Annotated in this window: 21 protein-coding genes and 4 pseudogenes; 12 read left to right on the forward strand and 13 right to left on the reverse strand. The window is 67.3% G+C overall.

The genetic code is table 11. The features are described 5' to 3' along the window. Nucleotides 1-98: 98 nt before the first annotated feature. The 5 genes and pseudogenes from rplI to ACQ86M_RS15825 form a co-directional block, all read right to left on the reverse strand. Complete coding sequence (gene rplI / locus ACQ86M_RS15805) at nucleotides 99-551, reverse strand: 50S ribosomal protein L9 (RefSeq protein WP_431219568.1); 453 nt, start codon at nucleotides 549-551, stop codon at nucleotides 99-101. A gap of 11 nt (nucleotides 552-562) precedes the next feature. Beyond that, nucleotides 563-826, reverse strand: coding sequence for a 30S ribosomal protein S18 (gene rpsR / locus ACQ86M_RS15810; RefSeq protein WP_018189012.1), 264 nt, complete (start codon nucleotides 824-826; stop codon nucleotides 563-565). An 81-nt stretch (nucleotides 827-907) separates the two neighbouring features. Continuing rightward, complete coding sequence (locus tag ACQ86M_RS15815; RefSeq protein ID WP_064110449.1) at nucleotides 908-1,414, reverse strand: single-stranded DNA-binding protein; 507 nt, start codon at nucleotides 1,412-1,414, stop codon at nucleotides 908-910. 4 nt (nucleotides 1,415-1,418) lie between these two features. Further along, nucleotides 1,419-1,790, reverse strand: coding sequence for a 30S ribosomal protein S6 (rpsF, locus tag ACQ86M_RS15820; protein ID WP_018189014.1), 372 nt, complete (start codon nucleotides 1,788-1,790; stop codon nucleotides 1,419-1,421). Nucleotides 1,791-2,040: 250 nt separating this feature from the next. Beyond that, nucleotides 2,041-3,472 (reverse strand): annotated as a pseudogene (locus tag ACQ86M_RS15825) (CCA tRNA nucleotidyltransferase). A 95-nt stretch (nucleotides 3,473-3,567) separates the two neighbouring features. On the opposite strand from ACQ86M_RS15825, the gene ACQ86M_RS15830 reads away from it, so the two are divergent. The 6 genes from ACQ86M_RS15830 to ACQ86M_RS15855 all read left to right on the forward strand — a co-directional run bounded on the left by ACQ86M_RS15830 (nucleotide 3,568) and on the right by ACQ86M_RS15855 (nucleotide 11,297). After that, a complete protein-coding gene (locus ACQ86M_RS15830; protein WP_431246128.1) occupies nucleotides 3,568-5,844 on the forward strand; it encodes a DUF6049 family protein in 2,277 nt (758 codons plus the stop codon). Beyond that, nucleotides 5,837-7,447, forward strand: coding sequence for a murein biosynthesis integral membrane protein MurJ (murJ, locus tag ACQ86M_RS15835; RefSeq protein WP_431246129.1), 1,611 nt, complete (start codon nucleotides 5,837-5,839; stop codon nucleotides 7,445-7,447). Before ACQ86M_RS15830 ends, murJ begins: the two co-directional genes overlap by 8 nt. Nucleotides 7,448-7,530: 83 nt before the next feature. Continuing rightward, complete coding sequence (gene trxB, locus ACQ86M_RS15840) at nucleotides 7,531-8,517, forward strand: thioredoxin-disulfide reductase (RefSeq protein WP_431246130.1); 987 nt, start codon at nucleotides 7,531-7,533, stop codon at nucleotides 8,515-8,517. A 14-nt stretch (nucleotides 8,518-8,531) separates the two neighbouring features. Further along, nucleotides 8,532-8,858 (forward strand): thioredoxin, encoded by a 327-nt coding sequence (trxA, locus tag ACQ86M_RS15845; RefSeq protein ID WP_089916071.1) that lies wholly within the window; start codon nucleotides 8,532-8,534, stop codon nucleotides 8,856-8,858. A gap of 139 nt (nucleotides 8,859-8,997) precedes the next feature. Beyond that, complete coding sequence (locus tag ACQ86M_RS15850; RefSeq protein WP_431246131.1) at nucleotides 8,998-10,323, forward strand: PLP-dependent aminotransferase family protein; 1,326 nt, start codon at nucleotides 8,998-9,000, stop codon at nucleotides 10,321-10,323. A 17-nt stretch (nucleotides 10,324-10,340) separates the two neighbouring features. After that, nucleotides 10,341-11,297 carry a D-alanine--D-alanine ligase family protein gene (locus tag ACQ86M_RS15855; protein ID WP_431246132.1) on the forward strand — a complete coding sequence of 319 codons (957 nt, stop codon included), beginning with the start codon at nucleotides 10,341-10,343 and terminating at the stop codon, nucleotides 11,295-11,297. A gap of 30 nt (nucleotides 11,298-11,327) precedes the next feature. Here the strand turns inward: ACQ86M_RS15855 and ACQ86M_RS15860 are convergent, their stop codons facing one another. The 8 genes and pseudogenes from ACQ86M_RS15860 to rpmH form a co-directional block, all read right to left on the reverse strand. Further along, nucleotides 11,328-12,293: a ParB/RepB/Spo0J family partition protein gene (locus tag ACQ86M_RS15860; protein ID WP_431246133.1), complete on the reverse strand. Its 966-nt coding sequence runs from the start codon at nucleotides 12,291-12,293 to the stop codon at nucleotides 11,328-11,330. After that, nucleotides 12,293-13,188: pseudogene (locus ACQ86M_RS15865) on the reverse strand (ParA family protein). The gene ACQ86M_RS15860 and the pseudogene ACQ86M_RS15865 overlap by 1 nt, the downstream one beginning before the upstream one ends. A gap of 1,522 nt (nucleotides 13,189-14,710) precedes the next feature. Then, nucleotides 14,711-15,336: pseudogene (gene rsmG, locus ACQ86M_RS15870) on the reverse strand (16S rRNA (guanine(527)-N(7))-methyltransferase RsmG). Nucleotides 15,337-15,351: 15 nt separating this feature from the next. Then, nucleotides 15,352-15,893 (reverse strand): annotated as a pseudogene (locus ACQ86M_RS15875) (protein jag). A gap of 17 nt (nucleotides 15,894-15,910) precedes the next feature. Continuing rightward, nucleotides 15,911-16,876, reverse strand: coding sequence for a membrane protein insertase YidC (gene yidC, locus ACQ86M_RS15880; RefSeq protein WP_431219577.1), 966 nt, complete (start codon nucleotides 16,874-16,876; stop codon nucleotides 15,911-15,913). Nucleotides 16,877-16,885: 9 nt separating this feature from the next. Then, complete coding sequence (yidD, locus tag ACQ86M_RS15885; protein ID WP_431246134.1) at nucleotides 16,886-17,215, reverse strand: membrane protein insertion efficiency factor YidD; 330 nt, start codon at nucleotides 17,213-17,215, stop codon at nucleotides 16,886-16,888. Then, complete coding sequence (gene rnpA / locus ACQ86M_RS15890) at nucleotides 17,212-17,598, reverse strand: ribonuclease P protein component (RefSeq protein ID WP_431246135.1); 387 nt, start codon at nucleotides 17,596-17,598, stop codon at nucleotides 17,212-17,214. Before rnpA ends, yidD begins: the two co-directional genes overlap by 4 nt. 25 nt (nucleotides 17,599-17,623) lie before the next feature. Then, a complete protein-coding gene (gene rpmH, locus ACQ86M_RS15895; RefSeq protein ID WP_064110460.1) occupies nucleotides 17,624-17,761 on the reverse strand; it encodes a 50S ribosomal protein L34 in 138 nt (45 codons plus the stop codon). Nucleotides 17,762-18,039: 278 nt separating this feature from the next. Here rpmH and dnaA point away from each other — a divergent pair, with 278 nt between their 5' ends. The 6 genes from dnaA to gyrB all read left to right on the forward strand — a co-directional run bounded on the left by dnaA (nucleotide 18,040) and on the right by gyrB (nucleotide 25,912). Further along, nucleotides 18,040-19,650 (forward strand): chromosomal replication initiator protein DnaA, encoded by a 1,611-nt coding sequence (dnaA, locus tag ACQ86M_RS15900; RefSeq protein WP_431246136.1) that lies wholly within the window; start codon nucleotides 18,040-18,042, stop codon nucleotides 19,648-19,650. 414 nt (nucleotides 19,651-20,064) lie between these two features. Next, nucleotides 20,065-21,210, forward strand: a complete 1,146-nt coding sequence (gene dnaN / locus ACQ86M_RS15905) for a DNA polymerase III subunit beta (RefSeq protein ID WP_431246137.1) — start codon at nucleotides 20,065-20,067, stop codon at nucleotides 21,208-21,210. A 33-nt stretch (nucleotides 21,211-21,243) separates the two neighbouring features. Continuing rightward, on the forward strand, nucleotides 21,244-22,131 hold the full coding sequence (gene gnd / locus ACQ86M_RS15910; RefSeq protein ID WP_431219581.1) for a phosphogluconate dehydrogenase (NAD(+)-dependent, decarboxylating): 888 nt from the start codon (nucleotides 21,244-21,246) through the stop codon (nucleotides 22,129-22,131). A 7-nt stretch (nucleotides 22,132-22,138) separates the two neighbouring features. Further along, on the forward strand, nucleotides 22,139-23,305 hold the full coding sequence (recF, locus tag ACQ86M_RS15915) for a DNA replication/repair protein RecF (RefSeq protein WP_431246138.1): 1,167 nt from the start codon (nucleotides 22,139-22,141) through the stop codon (nucleotides 23,303-23,305). Beyond that, nucleotides 23,298-23,786 (forward strand): DUF721 domain-containing protein, encoded by a 489-nt coding sequence (locus ACQ86M_RS15920; protein ID WP_431219583.1) that lies wholly within the window; start codon nucleotides 23,298-23,300, stop codon nucleotides 23,784-23,786. Before recF ends, ACQ86M_RS15920 begins: the two co-directional genes overlap by 8 nt. Nucleotides 23,787-23,908: 122 nt before the next feature. Further along, complete coding sequence (gene gyrB, locus ACQ86M_RS15925) at nucleotides 23,909-25,912, forward strand: DNA topoisomerase (ATP-hydrolyzing) subunit B (protein ID WP_431246139.1); 2,004 nt, start codon at nucleotides 23,909-23,911, stop codon at nucleotides 25,910-25,912. Nucleotides 25,913-25,929: the final 17 nt, after the last annotated feature.

Genomic DNA, 25,929 nt, shown 5'->3' on the forward strand with positions numbered 1-25,929 from the left:
CCTGTGGCTTGAGCGCCTGTGTACAAGGCCGGGGAAAAGTCCCTTAACGAGAGGTAGCGGCGGGCATTCGCCCGCCGCTACACTTTCGCGTATTTGCCTTACTTGGCAGCGACCACCTGCAGGGAGATGACGGCCGAGAGGTCGTCGTGCAGACGCACGGTCGCCTCGTGGTCGCCGACCACCTTGATGGGGTTGGGGAGCTCGATCTTGCGCTTGTCGAGCTCGCCGATGCCGGCCGCCTTGACGGCGTCCGCGACATCGCCGGTCTTGACCGAACCGAAGAGACGGCCCTCGCGGCCCGCCTTCACGGTCAGTTTCACCTTGGTGGCCTCGAGCTTCGCCTTGAGGTCCTGGGCCTGCTCGACCGTGTGGAGCTCGCGAGCGGCACGTGCCGCGCGGATCTGCTCGACCTGCTTCTCGCCGCCACGGCTCCACGCGATCGCGAAGCCCTGGGGGACGAGGTAGTTGCGGGCGTAGCCGTTCTTGACGTCGACGACGTCACCGGCCGAGCCGAGGCCGGTGACCTCGTGCGTGAGAATAACCTTCGACATGTCGTTTCTCCTTAGCGGCCGGAGCCGGCGTAGGGGAGGAGCGCCATCTCGCGCGCGTTCTTGACCGCGCGGGCGATGAGGCGCTGCTCCTGGACGGAGACACCGGTGATCCGGCGGGCGCGGATCTTTCCACGCTCCGAGATGAACTTGCGCAGGGTGGCGACGTCCTTGTAATCGATGACGCCCACGCGAACGGACTTCGCGGGTGCGGCGTTCTTGCCGTCCTTACCCTTGCGGATCGGCTTGCGGCGGTCGCCGCTCGACTTTCCAGCCATGGTTTCCTTTGCTTTCCGCCCGTCCGGCATACGGCCGGCGGGCTGATGATGTGTGCCCCTCTCATCGAGAGGCGAATCTCGTTAGAAGGGGGTCTCGTCGTTGTAGGAGCCCGGAGTGTTCCAGACATCCGCACCGGCGGACGGGTCCGCGGGAGCGGAAGCGGCCCACGGCTCCTCGACGGCAGGCGCGCCGCCGCCGAATCCACCCGGACGACCGCCGGAGGACTGGGCACGGGTGACCTGGGCGGTGGCGTAGCGCAGCGACGGGCCGATCTCATCGATCTCGAGCTCGATGCTGGTGCGCTTCTCGCCTTCCTTCGTCTCGTAGGACCGCTGCTTCAGGCGGCCCTGCGCGATGACGCGCGACCCCTTGGTCAGCGAACCCGCGACGTGCTCGGCGAACTCGCGCCAGACACTGGCTCGGAGGAACAGCGCCTCCCCGTCCTTCCACTCGTTCGCCTGACGGTCGAATGTGCGCGGAGTGGAGGCGATGGTGAAGTTGGCGACAGCCAGCCCGTTCTGCGTGTAGCGCAGTTCGGGGTCGGCCGTGAGGTTGCCCACCACGGTGATGACGGTCTCGCCGGCCATGGGACTAGGCGCCGGCCTTCTCGGAGGTGGCGGCCTTGCGGGCGGCCTTCTCGTCGGCGCGCTTCTGAGCGGCGGCGACCTGGGCGATCGCCTCCTCGGCGCGGAGGACCTTGGTGCGCATGACGGCCTCGCTGAGCTTCAGCTGGCGGTCGAGCTCCTTCGTGGTGTCACCTTCTGCGGTGAGCTGCACGACGGCGTAGATGCCCTCGGACTTCTTGTTGATCTCGTAAGCCAGGCGACGACGTCCCCAGATGTCGACGTTGTCGATCGTTCCACCGTCGTTGCGGACGACGTTGAGGAACTTGTCAAGGCTCGGAGCCACGGTGCGCTCATCGATCTCGGGATCGAGGATGACCATCAACTCGTACTGATGCATGACTAACCCACCTCCTCTGGTCTCAGCGGCTGCAGACGGTCTGCAGCAGGAGGGTGTCATAGACGTGCCCAGGGCGAACTGGCGCCCAGGCAACTTATCAAGGGTAACGGATGCGGGTGCGGGGCGCCAGCCGGCGGTGATCTCGGTCATGTCCCCACTCTCGCGGGGAGGCGCATCCCGAAGGCTCGGGACCCGAAATCTGTGGAGAACCCGCCGGGCCCGCGCCCTGTGGACGACGCGAAACAAGCGCTCAGGCGGGCGCTCGGTCGCCCCACCACGCGAGCAGGCGCCGCGTGGCCTCCTCCTCGCCGAGCGGCCCCTCGTCGAGCCGGAGCTCCAGCAGGTACTTCATCGCCTGCCCGACCTCGCGTCCCGGACGGATGCCGAGGATGCTCATGACCTGCTCGCCGTCGAGGTCGGGCCGCACGGCATCCAGCTCCTCCTTCTCCTGCAGCTCGCGGATGCGCGACTCGAGGTCGTCGTAGGCGAATCCCAGCCGGTCGGCCTTCTTGCGATTGCGCGTCGTGACGTCCGCGCGGGTCAGCATGTGCAGGCGCTCGAGCTCGGGGCCGGCGTCACGCACGTAGCGCCGCACGGCCGAGTCGGTCCAGTGCGTGTCGGCGTAACCGAAAAAGCGCAGGTGCAGCTCGATGAGGCGCGCGACCGAGTCGATGGTCGCCTTGTCGAAGCGGAGCGCGGTCAGCCGCTTCTTGGCCAGCTTCGCCCCCACGACGTCGTGGTGATAGAAGCTGACCGCTCCCCCGGCTCGAAGCGACGGGTCGCGGGCTTGCCGATGTCGTGCAGGATGGCCGCGAGCCGCAGCACGAGGTCGGGCGCTTCGCCCGGGTGCCGCTCGTGCTCATAGTCGATGGCCTGGTCGAGCACGGTGAGGCTGTGCTGGTAGACGTCCTTGTGGTGGTGGTGCTCGTCGACCTCCAGCCGCAGGGCGGGGATCTCGGGCACGACGAGTTCCGCCAGCCCGCTCTGCACGAGGAGTTCGAGCCCCGGACGGGGTCGGTCGGCCTGAAGGAGCTTGCTCAGTTCGTCGCGCACGCGTTCCGCGCTCACGATCTCGATGCGGTCGGCCATAGCGGCCATCGCCTCGCGCGTCTCGTCGTCGACGGTGAACCCGAGCTGAGCCGTGAAGCGCGCAGCCCGCATCATCCGCAGGGGATCGTCGCCGAAGGAGATCTGCGGGGTGCTCGGCGTGCGCAGCACCCCGCCATGAGGTCCTCCACGCCTCCGGAGGGGTCGACCAGGCGCACCTCGTGCAGCCGCAGCGCGAGCGCGTTGACGGTGAAGTCGCGCCGGAGGAGGTCGCCCTCCAGCGTGTCGCCGAACTCGACCTCCGGCTTGCGCGTCGTGCCGTCGTAGCTATCGCTGCGGTAGGTCGTGATCTCGACGGTGTCGTCACCCAGACGTGCGCCGATCGTCCCGAACTGACGTCCCACATCCCAGACGGCGTCGGCGATGGGGGAGACGATGCGGAGGATGTCGTCAGGTCGCGCGTCCGTTGTCAGATCGAGATCATGCACGGAGCGACCCAGAAGCGCGTCGCGCACGGGTCCGCCGACGAGGGCCAACTCGTGGCCGGCCGCCTGGAAAGCGTCGGCCAGACGGGCGACCGACGGCGTGCGTGCGAGGTCGCCGAGGCGTTCGAGGGATTCGGCGACGCTCTGCATGGTGCCCCAGTTTAACGGTGCTGCTCGCCGGGCTCTCAGGGGGTGGCCTCTACAATCGTCGTCATGGAGGCCGAGTCGGGATCGCGCGTCGACGCATGAGCGCAGCCTCCTCCACCCGTCGCCGGGGTGCGACGTTCCACGCCCGCGTCCGCGTTCTCGCGGCCACGGCAGCAGTGGGCGCGCTGACGGCGCTGGCCTCGATCACGGGAGGCGCGGTGCCGGCCGCAGCCGCCACTCCCGCGCCCTCGCCGTCACCGGGCCCGAGCGCGACCTCCTCCGCCTCGACGCTGACGGCGACCGTCACAGCCGACGACGGCGGCGTGCTCACCCCCGGCAAGGACCTCGGCGTCTCCGTCACCGTCTCGAACCCCACCGACACGGCCTACTCGTCCGGTTCCGTCGCGCTCTGGGTCGACCCCGAGCCGAAGGACGGTCGCGCCGCTCTGACGTCCTGGCTTGGCTCGACGGATAAACCTGCCGAGGCGGTTACGTTGGGGCAGTCGCAGCTGAACACTCTCGAGCCGGGCACCAGCACGGTCGTCCGCGTGGCCGTGCCCGCCGCCTCTCTGCCGTTCGCCGTCCGCACCGCATCGGCGGTTTTCGGCATCGGGGCCTCGGTTCACGCGGGTTCCGCCGGCGCCGAGCCGCGCGGCTCGCTCGTCTGGTATCCCGGCGGCGCCGCGAAGCAGGCGAGCCTGAACGTGGTGCTGCCGATCGTGACCCCGGCCGGATCCGACGGTCTCATCGCGGCCGACGACCTGGCGACCTACACCGCTCCGAACGGCATCCTGACGCGCGACCTCGACGGCCTGAACGGCCACACGACGGTGACCGTCGGCATCGACCCGATGATCATCGCGTCCATCCGGGTGCTCGGCAATGCCGCTCCGGCGAGCGCCGTCGAGTGGCTGACCCGCCTGGCCGAGCTGCCGAACGACACCTTCTCTCTCGGTTACGGCGACGCGGACGCGGTGGGCCAGCTCCAGGCGGGCATCCCGGCTCCGCTGGCTCCCACCTCCCTGGGCTACGCGATCGACCCGAAGAACTTCACCCCGGCCCCCACACCCGTCGGCGTGCCGTCGACCGCGACGCCGACGCCCGCGCCGAAGACCACGGGGACACCGAGCCCCAGCCCCACCGCGACGCCCGGCCCCACCATCCCGGATCTGAACTCCCTGCTCGCCTGGAACTACACGCTGAGCGGGATCAGCTGGCCGGGTGACAAGACCGTGCGCCGCGCCGACCTCGCTCCGCTCGCCGCCGCGGGCCTGACGACGGCAATCGTCTCCGGGAGCAACACGAACGCCGCCGACCTCGGCACGACTCCGAACGCTCCCCTCGCCTCGGGGAGCGACCGGATCGTGTCCTCCGACCAGCGGCTCAGCGAGGCCCTCCGGCAGGCGATCTCCGCACCGAGCGACGTCGCCTGGAACTCCGCGATGTCGAAGGTGAACGCCCAGCTCGCGCTCATCGCCCAGGAGGGCGGCGACGCGCGGCGCCTGCTGGTCGCGCTGGACCGCTCCTGGCCGTCCAGCGGCACCCAGCTCGAGCGCACCCTGAACTCGCTCTTCTCGTCGCCGTGGTCGGCTCCGGCGTCCTTCTCGACCGTCAAGGAGGCAGCCACCACCGCCGGCCTCGACCTCGTGGACGCGCCGGAGTCGGCAGACAGGATCGCCGGCATCCGTGGGCTCGTGCAGGACGAGGGCGCGCTCGGCCAATTCGCGACCGTGCTCGAGGACCCCACCCGCCTGACCGGACGCACGCGCGCCGAGCTTCTGACGCTGCTGGCGATCACGTGGCAGAACCCGCGCACCGATTGGATGACCGCGGTCGCCAAGGAGCGGGGGAGGACGGTCGACATCCTGCACTCCATCCGCATCCTTCCGACCGAGAACGTCAACCTGGTGAGCGCGCAGGGGTCGATCCCCTTCACAGTCAGCAACGAGCTGCCGGACGATGCAGTGACGATCGTGCTCACCGCGTCACCGTCGAACAGCCGGCTCGAGGTCGACCAGTCGACCACCAAGCGCATCCTGCAGGATTCGCGGGCGACCGTCCTCATCCCCGTCAAGGCGAAGGTCGGCAACGGACAGGTGGTGCTGTCCCTGCACCTCTACAGCCCGACCGGCGTGCCGATCGGCGACCCCACCTCCGTCACCGTGGACGTGCACGCGGACTGGGAGGGGATCGGCGCGATCATCTTCGGCATCCTGCTGGTGCTGCTGTTCGGCTTCGGCATCGTGCGCAACATCCTGCGGCGGCGGTCGAAGGGCGCCGACGAGGAGACGGCGGACGCGGACGCGGATGCGGACGCGGATGCGGCTGCTGATGCGGCCGAGCCTGCGCACGCCGAGGAGCGTCCGGGTGGCTAGCGTCGGGCGCGCGAGCGCGCTGCTCGCCTCCGGCACGCTCGCCTCGCGCCTCCTGGGCTTCGCCAAGGCATGGCTCCTCGTGCAGGCGATCGGTGTCGTCTCCTTCGCGGCGAACGCGTACGGCACCGCGACGATCATCCCCAACAGCCTCTACGCCATCATCGCCCAGGGCATCCTGAACGCGATCCTGGTGCCGCAGATCGTGCGCGCGTCGGTCAACGCGGATGGCGGCAGGGCCTACATCAACAAGCTCGTCACGCTCGGGATGGTCGTGTTCGCCGCCGTCGCGATCGTCGCCACCTTCCTCGCTCCGGTGCTCATCGTCCTCTTCGGCGTCCCGGAGTCGCAGCGCGAGCTGGCCACCGCCTTCGCCTACTGGTCGCTGCCGCAGATCTTCTTCCTCGGCCTCTACACATTGCTGGGCGAAGTGCTCAATGCGCGGAAGTCGTTCGGTCCCTTCACGTGGGCGCCGGCGCTGAACAATGTGGTCGCGATCATCCTGCTGTGCGTGTTCATCGTCTCCTTCGGCGCGAACTCGCCCGCTCTCAATCCGCACGCGGAGTGGACACCGGCGATGGTCGCCCTCCTGGCAGGCGGCGCGACCCTCGGTGTCGCGGTGCAGGCGATCGTCCTGTTCTTCTTCTGGCGGAGGGTCGGGCTGCGTTTCCGTCCCGACTTCCGCTGGCGCGGTGTGGCGCTGGGCTCGGCGGGCAAGGCCGCGGGCTGGACGCTGGCCATGCTGATCGTGACGCAGCTCGCCGGCGTGGTGGAAGTGAACGTCGCCAACTCCGCCGGCCCCGACTTCCCCGGCTCGTTCGTGATGTCCAATGCCTGGCTCATCTTCATGCTTCCTCACGGCATCGTGGCGGTCTCCATCGTGACGGCCTACTACACGCGCATGGCCGAGCACGCGCATTCCGGTCTGGTGGACGACTTCCGGCGCGACTTCTCGAGCGCGGCGCGCTCCATCCAGCTGTTCATCGTGCTCGCATCGGCGGGGCTGGTCGTGCTGGCCTTCCCCATCGCGCGTGTGTTCACGTCGAACTTCGAGGCGATGGGCTGGGTCCTGATGGCCTACGCGATCGGACTCGTCCCCTTCTCGCTGGTGTTCATGGCGCAGCGCGCGTTCTATTCGCTGGGCGATACGCGCACGCCGTTCCTGTTCACGCTGGCTCAGGCCGCGGTGATCGTGGTGGGAGCGATCGCGTGCCTGGCTGTCGCCCCGGAACTTCGAGCCGCAGCGATCGCCCTGATCGTGTCGATAGCGAGCTTCGTGCAGGCGGTGCTGGCGTTCGCGCTCCTCAGACGGAGGACCGGCGGGATCGACGGGCAGCGGATCCTCACCAGCCTGTGGCGGTTCCTGCTGGCCGGCTTGGCAGCGGTGGTCGCCGGAGCCGGCTTCCTCGTCCTCCTGGGCGGGGTGGGCGATCTGGCGTTCCCGACCCTCGCACCGGTGCAGGCCGTGATCGCATCCGCCGTCATCGGCGTCGTGATGACGCTCGTCTACGTCGGCTTCCTCGTCATCCTCCGTTCGCCCGACCTGGAGGCCGGGCTCGCGCCCATCCTGAACCGCGCCGGAGGGCGTTCGCGCACACCCAGGTGACACGGAATAGCATCCGCCTAGGATGTGTTCTACAGGTCGACGCCTCCAGACGAAGGCGTCGTGACAGGTCAAGGAGTTCCGCCGTGCGGCAGATCATCATCATCGGTTCCGGCCCTGCCGGTTACACCGCGGCCGTCTATGCGGCCCGCGCCAACCTCAAGCCGCTGCTGATCGCCTCCTCCGTCGAGGCGGGCGGCGAGCTGATGAACACGACCGAGGTCGAGAACTTCCCCGGCTTCCCCGAGGCCGTCATGGGCCCGGACCTCATGTTCAAGATGCAGGCGCAGGCCGAGAAGTTCGGCACTGAGATCGTGCTCGACGACGTCGTGTCAGTCGATCTGACGGGCGAGGTCAAGAAGGTGACCCTCGGCTCGGGCGCCGTGCACGAGGCTCTCGCGGTGATCTTCGCGACGGGATCGGCGTACCGCAAGCTGGGCCTGGCCGACGAGGAGCGCCTGTCCGGCCACGGCGTCTCCTGGTGCGCCACGTGTGACGGATTCTTCTTCCGCCAGCGCACGATCGCGGTCGTGGGCGGCGGCGACTCGGCGATGGAGGAGGCCACCTTCCTCACCCGCTTCGCCGACAAGGTGTACGTGATCCACCGTCGCGACAGCCTCCGCGCCTCCAAGATCATGCAGGAGCGAGCCTTCGCCAACGACAAGATCGAGTTCATCTGGAACTCGGAGGTCATCGGCATCGGCGGCGACGAGCAGGTCCAGGATGTGAAGCTGCGCAACCTCGTCACCGGCGAGGAGAGCGAGCTGCACCTGCAGGGCCTCTTCATCGCGATCGGCAACGACCCGCGCGTCCACCTCATCCACGGGCAGCTCGACCTGACCGCGGAGGGCACCATCGCCGTCGACGGCCGTAGCTCGAAGACCAACCTGCCGGGCGTCTTCGCCGCGGGCGACGTCATCGACCCGACCTACCGCCAGGCGGTCACCGCCGCAGCGTCCGGAACGGTCGCCGCCCTCGACGCGGAGCACTACCTCACGACGCTCCCCCAGGATTTGCTCGACAGTGCAGCGGATGGCGCGTCGGGTGATCTCGAACTCACGACCACCGCATAAGGAGAAACAGAAAAATGTCAGCAGCACGTTCGGTTACGGACGCCAGCTTCGAGCAGGACGTCCTCAACAGCGAGAAGACCATCCTCGTGGACTTCTGGGCTGAGTGGTGCGGCCCGTGTCGCGCCGTCGGCCCGATCCTCGACCAGATCGCCTCCGAGCACGCCGACAAGATCGAGATCGTCAAGCTCAACGTCGACGAGAACCCGCAGACCGCTGCAAAGTACCAGATCACCTCCATCCCCGCGATGAAGGTCTACCAGGGTGGCGAGGTCGTCAAGACCGTCATCGGCGCCAAGCCGAAGCCCGCCCTCGAGGCCGACCTCGCCGCCTACCTCGCGTAGCGCGACCCGTCCTCTTCCAGACCCGTCCGGCGCTCACCCGCCGGGCGGGTCTTTTTCGTACCCGGTGACCGTCATCGATTTTCCCGCCGGTGCGCCACCCCCATAGCATTGCTGAACGGCAGAGAAACGGAACCCACACGTGATCGAACAGGGGACCCCGCAGCAGCGGGGCAACAATCTGGACCCGTGGTACAACCACTACGCGCAGCGCACCAGCGGCCTGGCCGCCAGTGAGGTCCGAGCCCTGTTCGCCGTCGCCAGCCGCCCCGAGGTGGTCTCGCTGGCCGGCGGCATGCCGTTCGTCTCCGCCCTTCCGGAGGATCTCGTCGTGGGCGCCATGGGCCGGGTCATGCGCGAGCAGGGCGCGATGGCGCTCCAGTACGGCTCCGGTCAGGGTGTTCCGGCCCTGCGCGAGCAGATCCTCGAGGTCATGGCACTGGAGGGCATCAGCGGCAGCGCCGACGACGTGGTCATCACCACCGGATCCCAGCACGCACTCGAGCTGTTCAGCAAGCTCTTCATCGACCCGGGGGATGTGGTGCTCGCCGAGGGGCCGAGCTACGTCACGGCCATGGTGATCTTCAAGTCGTATCAGGCCGAGGTCGACCACGTCCCGATGGACGAGCACGGCCTCATCCCGGAGGCACTGCGCGAGCACATCGCGCGGCTGAAGGCGGCCGGGCGCTCGGTCAAGTTCCTCTACACGGTGCCCACGTTCCACAACCCGGCCGGCGTGACCCTCACCTGGGAGCGGCGGCTCGAGATCCTCGAGATCGCTCGCCAGAACGACATCCTGGTGCTCGAGGACAACCCGTACGGGCTGCTCTACTTCGACCAGAAGCCGCCCGCGGCCATGCGGTCGGTCGAGAAGGACGGCGTCGTGTACCTCGGCACCTTCTCGAAGACGCTGGCCCCCGGTTTCCGGGTGGGATGGGCGCTCGCGCCGCATGCCATCCGCGAGAAGCTGATCCTCGCCAACGAGGCCGCCGTGCTCAGCCCCAGCTCATTCAGCCAGCTGGTGATCTCGGAGTACCTCCGAAACGCCGACTGGAAGGGTCAGATCGACACCTTCCGCGGCGTGTACCGCGAACGCAAGGAGGCCATGGTGTCGGCGCTCGCCGAGCACCTGCCGGAACTCAGCTGGACCGATCCGAACGGCGGCTTCTACGTCTGGGTCACCCTCCCGCCCCATCTCGACTCGAAGGCCATGCTTCCGCGCGCGGTGACGGAGCTGGTCGCGTACACCCCGGGCACCGCCTTCTACGGCGATGGTTCCGGCGCACAGAACATCCGCCTCTCGTTCTGCTACCCCACGCCCGAGAACATCCGCGTGGGTGTACGGCGACTGGCGAACGTGATCGGCGGCGAAACCGACCTGCTGGAGACCTTCGCCGGCACCGGTCCGCTGGATGCCTCCCCGCGAGCCAGCCGCACGAGCGCCAACCCGCCAACCGACCTTCGCTAGACGAGAAAGCCCTGATCATGGCCCAAAAAGAAGCATTGGACATCGTCGTTCTCGCTGGCGGTATCTCGCACGAGCGCGACATCTCGCTGCGCAGCGGCCGCCGGGTGGCGGACGGACTGAACAGCGTCGGACACCGCGTCTCCCTGCGCGACCCGGACGGCTCGCTGCTGGGGTTTCTCGACGAGTCACGACCGGACGTGGTGTGGCCTGCGCTGCACGGCGCGAGCGGGGAGGACGGCGCCCTCCGGGGGCTCCTGGAGCTGACCGGCGTGCCTTTCGTCGGCTCGCACGCCGACGCTTCCCGGCTGGCCTGGTCCAAGCCGACGGCCAAGACGATCGTCGAGCGCGCCGGCGTCTCCACGCCCGCTTCGGTCACCCTGCCGCAGGAGACGTTCCGCGAGCTCGGTGCCGGGAGCGTTCTCCAGACGGTGCTCAAGGGACTGGACCTGCCGCTGGTGGTCAAGCCCGCACAGGGAGGGTCGGCCCAGGGAGTGACCATCGTCGCGACAACGGAGGAGCTCCCTCGTGCCATGGTCGACGCCTACACCTACTCGGACGTGGCTCTGATCGAACGCAAGGTCGAGGGCGTCGAGGTATCGGTCGCCGTGGTGGACACCGGCGATGGACCCGCCGCGCTGCCGGCGGTCGAGATCGAGCCGGTCGACGGCGTGTACTCGTTCGACGCACGGTACAACGCGGGGGAGACCCGGTTCTACGTGCCGGCCCGGCTTGACGAGCAGGTCCGGTCAGCCGTTGCCGAGGCGGCGACGACCGCCCACATCGCGCTGGGCCTGCGGCATCTCTCCCGGATCGACCTGATCGTGGACGCCGCGGGAACGCCGTGGTTCCTCGAGGCGAACGTGCTTCCCGGGCTCACCGAGACCTCGATCATGCCGCAGGCGATCACGGCCTCGGGCCAGGAGCCGGGCGACGTCTACGCCGCGCTGGCCCTCGCGGCGATCGCCGACGCCTGAGGGAGTGGCGCCGGCGTCGGGGATGGTGCCTCAGCTATAGCTCGGCTGCCCCAGCTCGTCCAGGATGCGATTGAGATCCTGGATCGTGGCGAAATCCACTACGATCTGGCCTTTTCTTGCGCCCAGGGTGATCTTCACCCGCGTGTTGAGGCGGTCGCCGAGGGTCCCCGCGATCTCGTCGAGGTGACCCCGATGGCGTCCGGCGGTGGCCTTCGTGCGCGCCGGCTTCGGGGTCTTGCTCGCGGCGGCCTCCGCCTGGCGCACGGAGAGATCTTCGTTGATGATCTTGTCGGCGAGCCGGATCATCGCCTCGTGGTCGTCACCGAGCGACAGGATGGCGCGGGCGTGCCCCGCGCTGAGCACGCCGGCGGCAACCCGCCCCTGAACCACGGCCGGCAGCTTGAGCAGCCGGATCGTGTTGGTGATCTGCGGGCGCGAGCGGCCGATGCGGTTGGCGAGTTCCTCCTGCGTGATGCCGAAGTCCGCGAGCAGCTGCTGGTAGGCGGACGCCTCCTCCAGTGGGTTCAGCTGGCTGCGGTGCAGGTTCTCGAGGAGCGCATCCCGGAGCATGTCCTCGTCGGCGGTGTCCTTGACGACCGCGGGGATGGTGTCGAGCCCGAGCTCCTTCGTCGCGCGCAGGCGACGCTCGCCCATGATGAGCTCGTACCGTCCGGGCTCGTCGGGCAGTGGACGCACGACGACGGGCTGCAGCACGCCGACCTCGCGGATGCTGGCGACCAGCTCATCCAGCGCCTCCCGATCGAACTCCACTCGCGGCTGCGCGCGGTTCGGGACGATGTCGTCGGGGGAGAGGCTGGCGAGGCGGGCGCCGGGGACTGCGATGAGATCGTCCGGCCGCTCCGCGACCGCCACGCTGCTCCCGCCGAGGGAGGCGGAGTTGTCGGGGAAGAACACGTCGACCGGACGGCTCGACTGGTCACTGGTCGGGATGAGTGCGCCGATCCCTCGGCCCAGCCCGGTGCGCTTCGCTGCCATTAGCGGGGTACTCCTCTGCGTGCGATTTCAGCGGCCGCCTCCATGTAGGAGAGGGATCCACTCGAGTTGGTGTCGTAGCTGATAACGCTCTGTCCGTAGCTCGGAGCCTCCGAGATGCGAACGGACCGGGGGATGATCGTCTCCAGGACCTCGTTGGGGAAGTGCTCGCGCACATCCGCGGCAACCTGGTGCGCCAGGTTGGTGCGCGAGTCGTACATGGTCAGCAGGATCGTGGAGACGCGGAGCTTCGGGTTCAGGTGTCGCTCGATCAGCTGGATGTTCTTCAGCAGCTGGCTCAGCCCCTCCAGCGCGTAGTACTCGCACTGGATGGGGATGAGCACCTCCGTCGCAGCCACGAAGGCGTTGATCGTGAGGAGCCCGAGCGACGGGGGGCAGTCGATGAGGACGTAGTCGATGTCGTACTCATCGAGGAAGCGGCCCAGCGCCCGGGAGAGCCGCTGCTCGCGCGCGACCATCGAGACGAGCTCGATCTCGGCGCCGGCCAGGTCGATGGTCGCGGGGATGACGAAGAGGCCGTCGAATTCGGGGCTCTTCTGGATGACCTCTTCCATCTCGCGGTCGTTGACGACGACGTCGTAGACGCTCGGCGTTCCCTCCCGGTGCTCGACGCTCAGGGCGGTGGATGCATTCCCCTGCGGATCGAGGTCGATGACCAGCACGCGAGCGCCCGACTTGGCGAGCGCAGCGCTGAGGTTGACGACGGTCGTCGTCTTGCCGACGCCACCCTTCTGGTTCGAGATCGTGAAGATCCTGGTACGGGAGGGAGGGGAAGCGTCGTCGCCGCGATCGCCTGGCGGCGGCGCGCGAGATCCTGGATCTCTTTGGCTAGGGGAGTGCTGACATCGAACGTCGCCTCTGGGGTCTCGGACTCCATATCGCTCTCGATCTCACCTACTCCGCCGCGCTCGTCCTGGTGGGGTTGTTTCACGTGAAACCTCGTCGCTCCTTGGTGCTTCGCACCGGCTCTTCGTCGGTCGTTCGGCACACCCGCAGCGCACCCGATGTTCAACTCTAACTCGCCCCGCTGACACATCCGGCCGCGCCGCGCGCGATGTCGTCACCCGAGTCGAACGGCGGTGCGGCGGATGGGAATGACGGCGCGTTTCACGTGAAACGGCGCCCCGCCCGGGGTCACCTGCCCACGAACCGGAAATCGCCCGGCACCTGAGTTGATGCCGGCAGTGGTCCTCCGCGCTGGCAAGTCGGACGGCCAGGAAGCGTCACCTGGACAGACGGACACCGAGCCCCGGTCGCCCCCGGGGCCTGTGCAGCAGCCCTGCACGCGCCACGCGTCTATCTCGGGAGACCGCCGTCAAGGCAGGGGATTGGCCGAGTCGTGTCCACTCGTCCGCGAACGGCCCGCGACTCTGTTGGAGCCGGCTCTCTTCCCGGCGGCCGCACGCAATTTTGACCTCCTCCGCCAGCTCATCGGTCACGCGCGACGGAGGGTGATTCGAAACGTCTCGTGAAGGACGTTATAGCCAGGCGCTGGCGGCGGACGTTTCACGTGAAACGGGCGTTGGATGAGGAGACTCGCGGTGTCGACTGAATCTGGCCGCAGATGGAGCCCACCGACATACGATCGGGCCTTCCCAGCTCACCGGGATCGCGGCACGTGCCAGATCTGAGGTTCTGGCCTTGTGACTGCCCGTCCCGTGGGCTTGGTCGGGGAGGGGGTGAAAGGTATCGCGGCTGACTGCTGGCAACTCTGCCCGCCCCGATGCGAGCCGTGCTCCTACTCGGGCCGGTCCACGACTCGCGCCGCGCTGAACTATCCCGTTTTCACGTGAAACGAAACATGAGTGGGTCGTGCGCTCACCGATGATGACTCGGTCGGCTGGCCCTTCGGCGAAATCGCGCCAGCGCCCAGTCGAGCCGGTCGTCATCCGGCGGTCGATCCGAGGGCTCTGACCGTGGCCAGTGCGGCCGACAGTACGGCGTCGGGACGGATCGCGGGAACACGCGATCCTCGCACTATCACCGTCCGCAGTGAGGTCGGCGCGCATTGACAGCAAGCTTCCTGCACCCGGACGTCGCGCGGAGGAGGAGCACTTCGTCTCTCGCGTCCCCGCGACGGCGTCACCGTACCGGGCGACACGTCCGCCGCCACCGTGCACCTCGCAGTCTGAGGACGATCGTCAGAGATGCGGCGTCCCTGCATCCTTCGACCATGCGGTGCGAAGTCGCAGGAACACGCACGCGTAGCGGACCACCGACCGCGATGACACCTGGATTCGACGTGTCGGCACGCCGAATCCACGAACCTGCCTGCTTCACGGGCGCGCTTCTGGACGCGCAGACGTCGGCACGACGCGCTTAGGATCCCGCTCTCGCACGCGAAGCATCCGCTTCCCGTGTACCAGGCGGATTCTCCGGGCGGAAAGGCCGCCGCGGGATCAGCGAACCGTGGCTCGGATGACCCTGGTGACCTCGGTCAGAACGCCTTCACCGAGGGTCAGAACCTCGATGTCGTGCACCTGGAATTTCCGGATCTCCTTAGCCGCCGCCTCCACCTCGGCGGGCGCGCCGGCGCCCTTCATCAACACCAGCTCGCCGCCATCACGGAGGAGGGGAGCGGTGAGGGGAGCAGCTTGCGGAACGCGCTGACCGCGCGAGCGGTCACCTGGTCCAGCCGAGCATCCAGCCGAACCTCCTCGGCGCGGGCCCGAACCACCGTGACGTTGTCCAGCCCGAGCTCGTCCACCTGCTCCTGGAGCCAGGCGATCCGGCGTTCCATCGGCTCGATGAGGATGAACGAGACATCCGGGCGGGCGATGGCGAGAACGAGACCCGGCAGGCCCGCGCCACTTCCCACATCCCCGACGACGCCCGGGCTCAGCAGGGGAGCGACGATCCCACAGTTCAGGATGTGGCGCGACCAGAGTCGGGGGAGTTCGAGCGGACCGATGAGTCCGCGCTCTTCCCCCTGCGCCGCCAGGGACTCGGTGAAGCGGCGGGCGAGCAGGATCCGATCGCCGAACAGCTCAGCCGCTGCGCTCGGCTCGGATTCGACAGCAGTCACAGTTTCACGTGAAACTCAGGCCGCGGTGATGACCGTGTACCGGTCGCGACCCTCGCCCCGCGAGGTGGAGACGAATCCGCGCTCGGAGACGATGTCGTGCACCAGCTTGCGCTCGTACGACGACATCGGGGGAGTGCTGCCTCGGCTGCGCCTTCCTCGAGTCGTGCGATCGCGCGCTCGACGAGGCTGCCCAGCTCAGCCTGACGGGCCTCACGCGATCCGGCGATGTCGAGGATCAGGCGCGAGTACCCGCCGGTCTGGTTCTGAACCGCAAGCCGGGTCAGCTCCTGCAACGCGGCGACGGTGTCCGCCTTGGCCAGCAGCGACAGGTTCGAACCGTCCTCCGCATTCACGGAGATGTAAGCCCGCCCGTTGCGGGTGTCGATGTCGATGTCGCCATCGATGTCGGCGATGTCGAGGAGCTCCTCGATGTAGTCGGCAGCGATGTCGCCCTCGCGGTCGAGGTCAGCGGGCGTGGCCTCGCCGGTCACGGACTCCACGGCCTCGTTCTCGGAGAGCTCCGCCGGCTCAGGGGAGGAGGTCTGCACGTCGGTCATCGGTTCGAAATCCCTCACTACTTTCCGGCTTGCTTCTTCGCACGCGTCTTGCTCACGGGCTGAACGCGCTGCGTCGGCTGCTTCTTGGGCTGCTCCTCGACGGTCAGCACCGTCGATCCATCGGCCTGGACCAGCTTGCCCTTCTTGGCGAGGCGCGCCTCGCGGGCCTTGGCCGCGTCCGACCCCGGGGTCGGCATGTTGCGGATGACGAGGAACTGCTGACCCATGGTCCACAGGTTCGAGGTCAGCCAGTAGAACATCACGCCGAGCGGGAAGGCGAAGCCGGAGAAGAGGAAGACGAAGGGGAGCAGGTACAGCAGGATGCGCTGCTGCTTGAACTGCGGGCTCGCCTTTGTCTCGGGCGACATGTTCTTCGAGACGATCTGCAGCTGGGTCAGGAACTGCGACCCGGTCATCAGAACAACCATAACAGCCGCTATCACCATGACCGCGACCTGCGGCGGGTGGGCGTTCATTGCGCCCTGGAAGCTCTGGTGCAGGGGAGCGACGCCGAACAGCGTGGCGTTTCCGAACTGCAGCGCGAGCTGCTCGTTCAGGGGGCCGACGCCCGCCTTCCCGCTCTGGGCGCCGTTCAGCACCTGGAAGAGCGAGAAGAACACCGGCATCTGAAGCAAGAGGGGGAGGCACGAGCTGAGCGGGTTCGTTCCCGTCTTCTTGTACAGCTCCATCGTCTCGCGCGACATGGCCTCACGCGAGAACTGGTCCTTCTTGCCCTTGTACTTGTCCTGGATCTTCTTCAGCTGCGGCGCGATCTCGAGCATCCGCCGCTGGTTCTTGATCTGACGGACGAAGATCGGGATGAGCGCCGCCCGGACGACGACCGTCAAGCCGATGATCGCGAGCACCCAGGTGAGGCCGGCGGCCGGGTCGAGGCCCATCTGGGTGAACAGCCAGTGGAAGGCGACCAGGATCAGCTCCACGACCCACTTGATGGGCCAGAGGATGGTACCGATGATGTCCATGTGTTGTGGCTAGGCCTTTCCGTGGCCGATGAGGCTGTTCGAACTGGAGGCGACGACGAACCCGAAGGGCGTCACCCGGTAGCGCGGCTTCTTCGCCGGGGGGACGTCGTCGACCCCACCGGCCGCCCAGGGGTGGCAACGGGCGATGCGCCGGATCCCGAGCACCGAGCCGACCACCACTCCGTGCTGCTGGATGGCCTGCAGCGTGTACGCCGAGCACGACGGGTAGTAGCGGCAGACGTCACCGTAGAGCGGCGAGATGACCGCACGATACGCGCGCAGCACCAGCACCGCGGCGTTCCGCGGCGCGAGGAGCACTGCTGCGATCGCGGTGTTCATGAACGGACGCTGCCCTTAGTGGTCTGAGTGCGGCTGGAGAAACGGTTCGAGGCCCGGAGGAGCTCTTCGTGCAGGCTAGCCCACGGTGCTTGAACGGAGGCTGGCAATGCGCGCACCACCACATCCAGCCCGCTGTCGCCCGAGGCGATGGCCGCGAACCGGGGGAGCAGGTCGTAGGCGGCCGCCTTCAGACGACGCCTTACCCGATTCCGCGTGACCGCGTTGCCGACCGACTTGCTCACGATAAAGCCGAATCGCACCACGTCGGAGTCGGCGTTCGGGCGGATGGACGTGATGGTGACCGCTCCTGTGAAGCGGGCGCCTCGTCTCACCGTGGCCCGGTAGTCCGCCCCCCGCGTGATGCGATTGGCTTTGGCGAGCACCGGATGGCCCTCTGCCGGCGAAGGATCAGGCCGAGAGCTTCGTGCGGCCCTTGCTGCGGCGCGCCGAGAGGATGGCACGACCGGCACGCGTGCGCATACGGAGGCGGAAGCCGTGGGTCTTCGCGCGCTTGCGGTTGTTCGGCTGGAACGTTCTCTTGCTCATATCAATCTCCGTGGTGGTCTCTTCACCGGCCCGCGCCGAACCGTGAGGAACGGCGCCGCGAGACCGGGAAAGTTTGAGGGCAGCCGAAACGGCTGCAAGTCAACTGATTAAAACTACGGCCTCGGTACGGACGAGGTCAAACCGATCGACTCAAATCCACTGATTATGCATGGTATTGGCAGGGAACCGATGTTCGACGCGCCGTCGTATTCCCCGGATCGGATTTGATCGACGTTCTGTGGACAAGTTACCGTGAGGTCGAAAGTTATCCCCAGGCCATGCCAATTCTGGCCGGAGATCGCTACGGTATTTCTCACACAGCGGTGGATAACTCTGTGAATACCCACCGGCGGCATCGGAAGCCGCCATCCCGACGAGAGTCACCGGGGGCGACTCGTCTCCACGTCGGGCTGACGGCATCCGCAACACAGACGAAGACGGGGAACGATGGCAGGCAGCGAAGAGCCCATAGCTGCGGCGTGGCAGGACGTGCTCGGCAAGCTCGAGACGGACGATCGGATCACCCCGCAGCTGTATGGATTCCTCAGCCTCGTCGAACCCAAAGGCATCATGGCCGGCACCTTCTACCTGGAGGTGCCCAACGAGTTCACCCGCGGGATGATCGAGCAGCGCAGCCGGCTCCCGCTCCTGAACGCGATCGGCGGTCTCGACGAGACGCTCGCGGTCAATACCTTCGCCATCGTCGTCAATCCGGAGATCCAGCAGGAGACGATGGCCGGCCCGGCTTCCGACCCCGAAGGACCGGCGACCCCCGCAGCGTACGTCGAGCAGGTCACCCCGCCCGTGGTCGGCGCGACCACGGAGATCACCGCGCCGCCCCGCGGGGCGACACCCGGCTCAACGCCAAGTACAGCTTCGACAACTTCGTCATCGGCCAGTCCAACCGCTTCGCCCACGCCGCCGCCGTCGCGGTGGCCGAGGCCCCGGCCAAGGCATACAACCCGCTCTTCATCTACGGCGACTCGGGGCTCGGCAAGACGCACCTGCTGCACGCGATCGGTCACTACGCGATGAGCCTCTACCCGGGGATCCGCGTCCGCTACGTCTCGTCCGAAGAGTTCACCAACGACTTCATCAACTCGATCGCGAACAACCGCGGCTCCTCTTTTCAGGCGCGGTACCGCAACATCGACATCCTCCTGATCGACGACATCCAGTTCCTGCAGAGGGCCGTCGAGACGCAGGAGGCGTTCTTCCACACCTTCAACACCCTCCACGACCACAACAAGCAGGTGGTCATCACCTCCGACCTGCCGCCGAAGCACCTCACCGGCTTCGAGGACCGCATGCGGTCCCGCTTCGAGTGGGGCCTCATCACCGACGTCCAGGTGCCCGACCTCGAGACCCGCATCGCGATCCTCCGCAAGAAGGCGCAGAGCGAGAAGATCCAGGTGCCGGACGACATCCTGGAGTTCATGGCGTCGAAGGTGTCGAGCAACATCCGCGAGCTGGAGGGGACGCTCATCCGCGTCACCGCCTTCGCCAGCCTCAACCGGACGCCGGTCGACATGCCCCTCGTGCAGACGGTGCTCAAGGACCTCATCACGCTCGACGACGACAACGTCATCGCGCCGACCGACATCATCACGAACACGGCGGAGTACTTCAAGCTCAGTGTGGACGACCTCTACGGGTCGAGCCGGTCGCAGGCGGTGGCCACCGCGCGCCAGATCGCGATGTATCTGTGCCGTGAACTCACGAACCTGTCGCTGCCGAAGATCGGTCAGCTGTTCGGCGGCCGCGACCACACCACCGTGATGTACGCCAACAAGAAGATCAGCGAGCTCATGAAGGAGCGGCGCTCGATCTACAACCAGGTCACCGAGCTGACCAGCCGGATCAAGCAGAATCACCGCTACGGCAAGTAGACACGCCGCTCACTAGCGCAGGACTTATCCACAAATCCATCCCCAGAGTGGGGACAAAGCGTTATTAACACGTGTGGATAACCTGTGGACAGCTTCCGGAGAACTCGACGGTTAATGGGGACGGCCGACCCGGTCCTGTGAAAACCCGTCGCTCGACGGCTTCCGCCCGGATCCTTGTGAACAACCGGAATCCTCAGGTCATCAACAAGTCACCGATGTGTAGTTCCCTGTGATCGACTGGCTTCAACAGAGTTATCCACATTCTCCACAGCGGTTAACACGATTACTTCTTAACTCTTACTCAGAGGGGGCGGACGACAACCTCAAGGGCCCAGGCCCTCTCCGCTTCCGCGTCGGAGGCCAGGCGCTAGGATTTGTGACGTTCGTTATCCGTGAACCGACAGAGGTGACTTCGTGAAGTTCCAAGCCAATCGGGATGTGTTCAGCGAGGCCGTCTCCTTCGCGGTGAAGCTCCTTCCGCAGCGGACGACCCTGCCCATCCTGAGCGGTGTGCTGATCGAGACCACGGAGAACGGACTCCAGCTCTCGTCATTCGACTACGAGGTCTCCGCGCAGACCGAGATCGCCGCCGAGGTGGAGGAGCCGGGACGCGTGCTCGTCTCCGGCCGGCTCCTGGCGGAGATCGCGTCCAAGCTCCCGAACGCGCCCGTGCGCTTCTCGACCGAGGAGTCGAAGATCGTCGTGCGGGCCGGGTCGGCCAACTTCACCCTCCTCTCCATGCCGGTGGAGGAATACCCGAGCATCCCGCAGGTGAGCGGTGAGGCAGGTCTGGTGCCGGCCGAGGAGTTCGCCGAAGCGGTCGCGCAGGTCGGCGTCGCCGCATCCCGCGATGATGTCACCCCGGTCATCACCGGTGTGCAGCTCGAGGTCGGCGACAACAGGCTCGGTCTCGTCGCCACCGACCGCTACCGGGTCGCCGTGCGCGAGATCGACTGGGACAACGGCACCACCTCGGGCGAGGCGGTCACCGCGCTCGTCCCCGCCCGCACCCTCACCGAGATCGGCAAGACGTTCGGCCACAGCGGCAACGTGTCCATCTCGATCACCAATCGCGACGACCGCGAGCTGATCGCGTTCACCGCGGACCGGAAGACCGTGACGTCGCTGCTGATCAAGGGCAACTTCCCGCCCGTGCGCCGGCTCTTCCCCGAGCAGGTCGACAACTACGCGGTCATCAACACCGCAGAGCTCATCGAGGCGACCCGCCGAGTCGCCCTCGTCCTGGAGCGCGAGGCCGCGCTCCGCTACACCTTCACCGCCGACGGGCTGACGCTGGAAGCGATCGGTTCCGAGCAGGCGCAGGCATCCGAGAGCATCGACGCTCTTCTCACTGGCCAGGAGACGGTGGTTTCATTGAAGCCGCAGTTCCTGCTCGATGGTCTCGGGGCGGTGCACTCGGAATTCGTGCGCATCTCGTTCACCAAGACCGAGAACCCCAACAAGCCGGGCCCTGTGCTCATCACGAGCCAGACGTCCAAGGATCAGGCCGGCGCAGACTCCTACAAGTATCTGCTCCAGCCGAACCTGCTCCTCCGCTAGGCCCGGCGCCAGCACAAGAAGAGAAGGACAATCATGCACATCGGCCTCATCGGTCTCGGACGCATGGGCAACAACATGCGTGCCCGTCTGGAGAAGAACGGCATCGACGTCACCGGCTACGACACCAACCCGGATGTCTCGGACGTCGCAACCGTGGCCGACCTCGTCGCCGCGCTGCCCGCGCCCCGCACCGTCTGGGTCATGGTTCCGGCCGGCGAGATCACCGACTCGGTCATCCGCGAGCTCGAGCCGCTGCTCGAGAAGGGCGACCTCGTGATCGACGGCGGCAACTCGAAGTTCACTGAGGACTTCGCGCACGCCGAACTGCTCGCTCCCCGCGGTGTGGACTTCATGGACGTCGGCGTCTCGGGCGGCATCTGGGGCCTCGAGAACGGCTACGGCCTGATGGTCGGCGGATCCGCCGCGCAGGTCGAGCGCGTCCTTCCCGTCTTCGACGCGCTGCGCCCGGAGGGTCCGCGCGACGAGGGCTTCGTGCACGTCGGCGAGGTCGGCGCGGGCCACTACGCCAAGATGGTGCACAACGGCATCGAGTACGCGCTGATGCAGGCGTACGCCGAGGGCTACGAGCTGCTCGACACCCGCAAGGACATCATCAAGGACGTCACTGGCACCTTCAAGGCGTGGCAGCGCGGCACGGTCGTGCGCTCCTGGCTGCTCGACCTGCTCGTCCGCGCGCTCGAGCAGGACCCGGAGTTCGAGCACATCGAGGGTTACGTGCAGGATTCGGGCGAGGGTCGCTGGACCGTCGAGGAGGCGCTCAACAACGCCGTCCCCGTGCCCACGATCAGTGCGTCGATCTTCGCGCGGTTCGTCTCGCGCCAGGAGGACTCGCCGGCGATGAAGGCCGTCGCCGCTCTGCGCAACCAGTTCGGCGGCCACGCCGTGAAGGCCGTGGACTGAAACCTTCTTGCGTGTCACACATCTCTCCCTGACCGACTTCCGCAATTACCGCACCGCGGAGGTGCCGTTCGCGGCCGGCGCGAATCTGTTCGTCGGCCGCAACGGCCAGGGGAAGACCAACCTCGTCGAGTCGCTCGGCTACCTGAGCACCCTCGGGTCGCACCGGGTGTCGAGCGACCAGGCGATGATCCGCCAGGGTGCGGACGCCGCCATCGTGCGGGCCCGCATCCAGCACGATGGCCGTGAACTCCTGGTCGAGGTGCAGCTCAACCGGGGTTCGGCCAATCGCGCGCAGGTGAACCGGGCCGCGATCAAGCCGCGCGAGCTGCCGCGCTACTTCTCCAGCGTGCTGTTCGCGCCGGAGGATCTGGCGCTGGTCCGGGGTGAGCCGGGCATCCGCAGGAGGTTCCTCGACCAGCTGCTGATCCAGCGCAACCCGCGCTTCTCGGCCGTGATCGCCGACTACGAGCGCGTGCTGAAGCAGCGGAACACGTTGCTCAAGTCGGCCCGCGCCTCCCGGGTGCGCGAGGACCAGCTCGGCACGCTGGAGATCTGGGACGAGCGGCTCATCCAGCTGGGGTCGGAGCTGATGGATGCGCGGCTCGACCTGGTCGGCCGGTTGAGCGATCCGCTCGTCGCGGCCTACCGCTCGGTCGCCGGCGACGACCACCACCCCCGGCTGCTGCCGCAACTCACGGTGTTCGGCGCGCACGTGGACGATGACGACGACAGCGAGGCCGCCGACGTAACGGGGTCATCCGGTGTCGCGACGGCCGAAGCGTTCCGCCGTGCCCTGACGGCGGTGCGGCGCAAGGAGCTCGAGCGCGGCCTCACGCTCGTGGGCCCGCATCGCGATGACGTGCTCTTCGAACTGAACGGCCTTCCGGCCAAGGGGTACGCCAGCCACGGGGAATCCTGGTCGTTCGCCCTCGCTCTCAAGCTGGCGTCGGCCGAGCTGCTGCGGCGGGAGTCGACCACCGGGGATCCCGTCCTCATCCTCGACGACGTCTTCGCCGAGCTCGATCAGGCCCGGCGCCGGATGCTCGCAACCGCCGTAGCGGGTTACGAGCAGGTGCTCATCACAGCCGCGGTCTATGACGACGTCCCCGAAGGGCTCACCGCGCACACCGTCCGGATCGAGGCGGGAACCATCGTGGAGGCGCCGGGTGCCTGAGCACCAGAGCGAGGCATCCGCCGTCTACCTGCGGCTCAAGTCGCTGTTCACGGGCACCCCGGCCCGCGGCAAGCGTGCCGGGCGGCGCGAGCAGGGCGAATCCCTGAGCCGGCCGTTCGGCGCCGGCCGAGACCCCCACGGCGTCGGCGACGTGGTGGATGCGCTGGCCGCGCAGCTGGGCTGGACCTCCGCCCTGGCGCAGTCCGACCTCCTCGAAGGCTGGCGTGAGCTGGCCGGAGAGGAGACAGCCAAGCACGCGGTCCCGGATCAGATCACGGACGGCGTGCTGGTGGTGCGCTGCGAGTCCACCGCGTGGGCGACGCAGCTGCGGATGATGCGCTCCGAACTGCTCGCGCGCATCGCCGAGCGGTTCCCTTCCGCCGACATCCAGTCGATCCGTTTTCAAGGGCCGGACGCCCCCTCCTGGAAAAGAGGCCCCAGGTCGATTCCAGGGCGTGGCCCGCGCGATACCTACGGCTGAGGGCACAAAAGAGGTAGCCGCGCAGCAGAAAATGCGTCAGACGGCCGTTCTCGGGCATTTCACCCCCGGATCTTGGTAGAATGGAGGGTCACTGTTGAGTGCGGTCAGGAGCCTAATTTCATATGACGATGGAACCGAACAGGGCCGGGACAGATCACGAGTACGGCGCCAATGAGATCCAGGTTCTCGAGGGTCTCGAAGCCGTCCGCAAGCGACCCGGAATGTACATCGGTTCGACCGGTCCCCGTGGCCTCCACCACCTGGTCTACGAGATCGTCGACAACTCCGTCGACGAGGCGCTCGCCGGTCACGCGGACAACATCGAGGTGACCATCCTGGCTGACGGCGCTGTGCGCGTCGATGACAACGGCCGTGGCATCCCGGTCGACGAGCACCCGGTCGAGAAGAAGTCGACCGTCGAGGTCGTGCTGACCATCCTGCACGCCGGAGGCAAGTTCGGCGGCGGCGGATACGCGGTCTCCGGCGGTCTGCACGGCGTCGGCAGCTCCGTGGTGAACGCGCTGTCCACGCGCCTCGACGTCGAGGTTCACCGGCAGGGCTTCGCCTGGCGGCAGAGCTACCGCAACGGTGTGCCGCAGGCGCCGCTCGAGCAGGGCGAGGCGTCCGACCGGACGGGAACGATCATCACGTTCTGGCCGAGCCCCGACACGTTCGAGACCGTCGAGTTCGACTATGAGACGCTGCGGACCCGCTTCCAGCAGATGGCCTTCCTCAACAAGGGCCTGCGCATCGCGCTGACCGACGAGCGACCGCCGGCGATCGAGCCCGTGGAGGGCGAGGTCGATGAGGAGGAGTTCACCCACCGCAGCGACGTGTTCCTGTACGAGCGCGGCCTGATGGACTACGTGCAGTACCTCAACTCCGCCAAGAAGGCGGAGGTCGTGAACGACGAGATCATCTCGTTCGAGTCCGAGGACACCGAGCGCAAGATCGCGCTCGAGGTCGCGATGCAGTGGACCACGAGCTACAACGAGAGCGTGTTCACCTACGCGAACACAATCAACACCCACGAGGGCGGCACGCACGAGGAGGGATTCCGCGCTGCGCTGACCACGCTGGTCAACAAGTACGCGCGTGAGAAGGGCATCCTCAAGGACAAGGACGACAACCTCTCCGGCGACGATGTGCGCGAGGGTCTGACCGCGGTCATCTCGGTGAAGCTCTCCGAGCCGCAGTTCGAGGGCCAGACCAAGACCAAGCTGGGCAACACCGAGGCGAAGGCCTTCGTGCAGAAGGTGGTCGGCGATCAGCTCGGCGACTGGTTCGACCGCAACCCGAACCAGGCCAAGGAGATCATCCGCAAGGCGCTGCAGGCGGCGACCGCACGGATCGCGGCGCGCAAGGCTCGCGAGACCGCACGCCGCAAGGGGCTCCTCGAGAGCGGCGGCATGCCGGGCAAGCTCAAGGACTGCCAGTCGAAGGACCCGACGGTGTCGGAGATCTTCATCGTCGAGGGCGACTCGGCCGGCGGCTCCGCCGTGCAGGGCCGCAACCCGGAGACGCAGGCCATCCTGCCGCTCCGCGGCAAGATCCTGAACGTCGAGAAGGCCCGCCTCGACCGCGCGCTCGGCAACAACGAGGTGCAGGCGATGATCACGGCGTTCGGCGCCGGAATCGGCGAGGACTTCGACCCGGCGAAGGCCCGCTACCACAAGATCGTGCTCATGGCCGACGCGGATGTGGACGGCCAGCACATCACGACACTGCTGCTGACCCTGCTGTTCCGCTACATGCGCCCGATGATCGAGCTCGGCTACGTGTACCTCGCGCAGCCGCCGCTCTACCGGCTCAAGTGGTCGAACGCCGAGCACGAGTACGTGTACTCCGACCGGGAGCGCGACGCCTTCCTGGCCGACGGGCTCGCGGCCGGCAAGCGCATCCCGAAGGACAACGGCGTGCAGCGCTACAAGGGTCTCGGCGAGATGGACTACCAGGAGCTCTGGGAGACCACGATGAACCCGGAGACCCGGACCCTGCTGCAGGTGACGCTCGACGACGCGGCCGCCGCGGACGAGATCTTCGCCACCCTGATGGGCGAGGACGTCGAGTCGCGCCGCTCCTTCATCCAGAAGAACGCCAAGGACGTGCGGTTCCTCGACATCTGACGCTCAAGCGACGGATG

Source organism: Leifsonia xyli subsp. cynodontis, from assembly GCF_050632205.1.
Lineage (GTDB): Bacteria > Actinomycetota > Actinomycetes > Actinomycetales > Microbacteriaceae > Leifsonia > Leifsonia xyli_D.

Bases quoted from the DNA above. Each gene is read 5' to 3' on its own strand.
- rplI (WP_431219568.1), bottom strand. From the start codon at position 551: ATGTCGAAGGTTATTCTCACGCACGAGGTCACCGGCCTCGGCTCGGCC.
- rpsR (WP_018189012.1), bottom strand. From the start codon at position 826: ATGGCTGGAAAGTCGAGCGGCGACCGCCGCAAGCCGATCCGCAAGGGT.
- ACQ86M_RS15815 (WP_064110449.1), bottom strand. From the start codon at position 1,414: ATGGCCGGCGAGACCGTCATCACCGTGGTGGGCAACCTCACGGCCGAC.
- rpsF (WP_018189014.1), bottom strand. From the start codon at position 1,790: ATGCATCAGTACGAGTTGATGGTCATCCTCGATCCCGAGATCGATGAG.
- ACQ86M_RS15830 (WP_431246128.1), top strand. From the start codon at position 3,568: ATGAGCGCAGCCTCCTCCACCCGTCGCCGGGGTGCGACGTTCCACGCC.
- trxA (WP_089916071.1), top strand. From the start codon at position 8,532: ATGTCAGCAGCACGTTCGGTTACGGACGCCAGCTTCGAGCAGGACGTC.
- ACQ86M_RS15855 (WP_431246132.1), top strand. From the start codon at position 10,341: ATGGCCCAAAAAGAAGCATTGGACATCGTCGTTCTCGCTGGCGGTATC.
- ACQ86M_RS15860 (WP_431246133.1), bottom strand. From the start codon at position 12,293: ATGGCAGCGAAGCGCACCGGGCTGGGCCGAGGGATCGGCGCACTCATC.
- yidC (WP_431219577.1), bottom strand. From the start codon at position 16,876: ATGGACATCATCGGTACCATCCTCTGGCCCATCAAGTGGGTCGTGGAG.
- yidD (WP_431246134.1), bottom strand. From the start codon at position 17,215: ATGAACACCGCGATCGCAGCAGTGCTCCTCGCGCCGCGGAACGCCGCG.
- rpmH (WP_064110460.1), bottom strand. From the start codon at position 17,761: ATGAGCAAGAGAACGTTCCAGCCGAACAACCGCAAGCGCGCGAAGACC.
- dnaA (WP_431246136.1), top strand. From the start codon at position 18,040: ATGCCAATTCTGGCCGGAGATCGCTACGGTATTTCTCACACAGCGGTG.
- gnd (WP_431219581.1), top strand. From the start codon at position 21,244: ATGCACATCGGCCTCATCGGTCTCGGACGCATGGGCAACAACATGCGT.
- gyrB (WP_431246139.1), top strand. From the start codon at position 23,909: ATGACGATGGAACCGAACAGGGCCGGGACAGATCACGAGTACGGCGCC.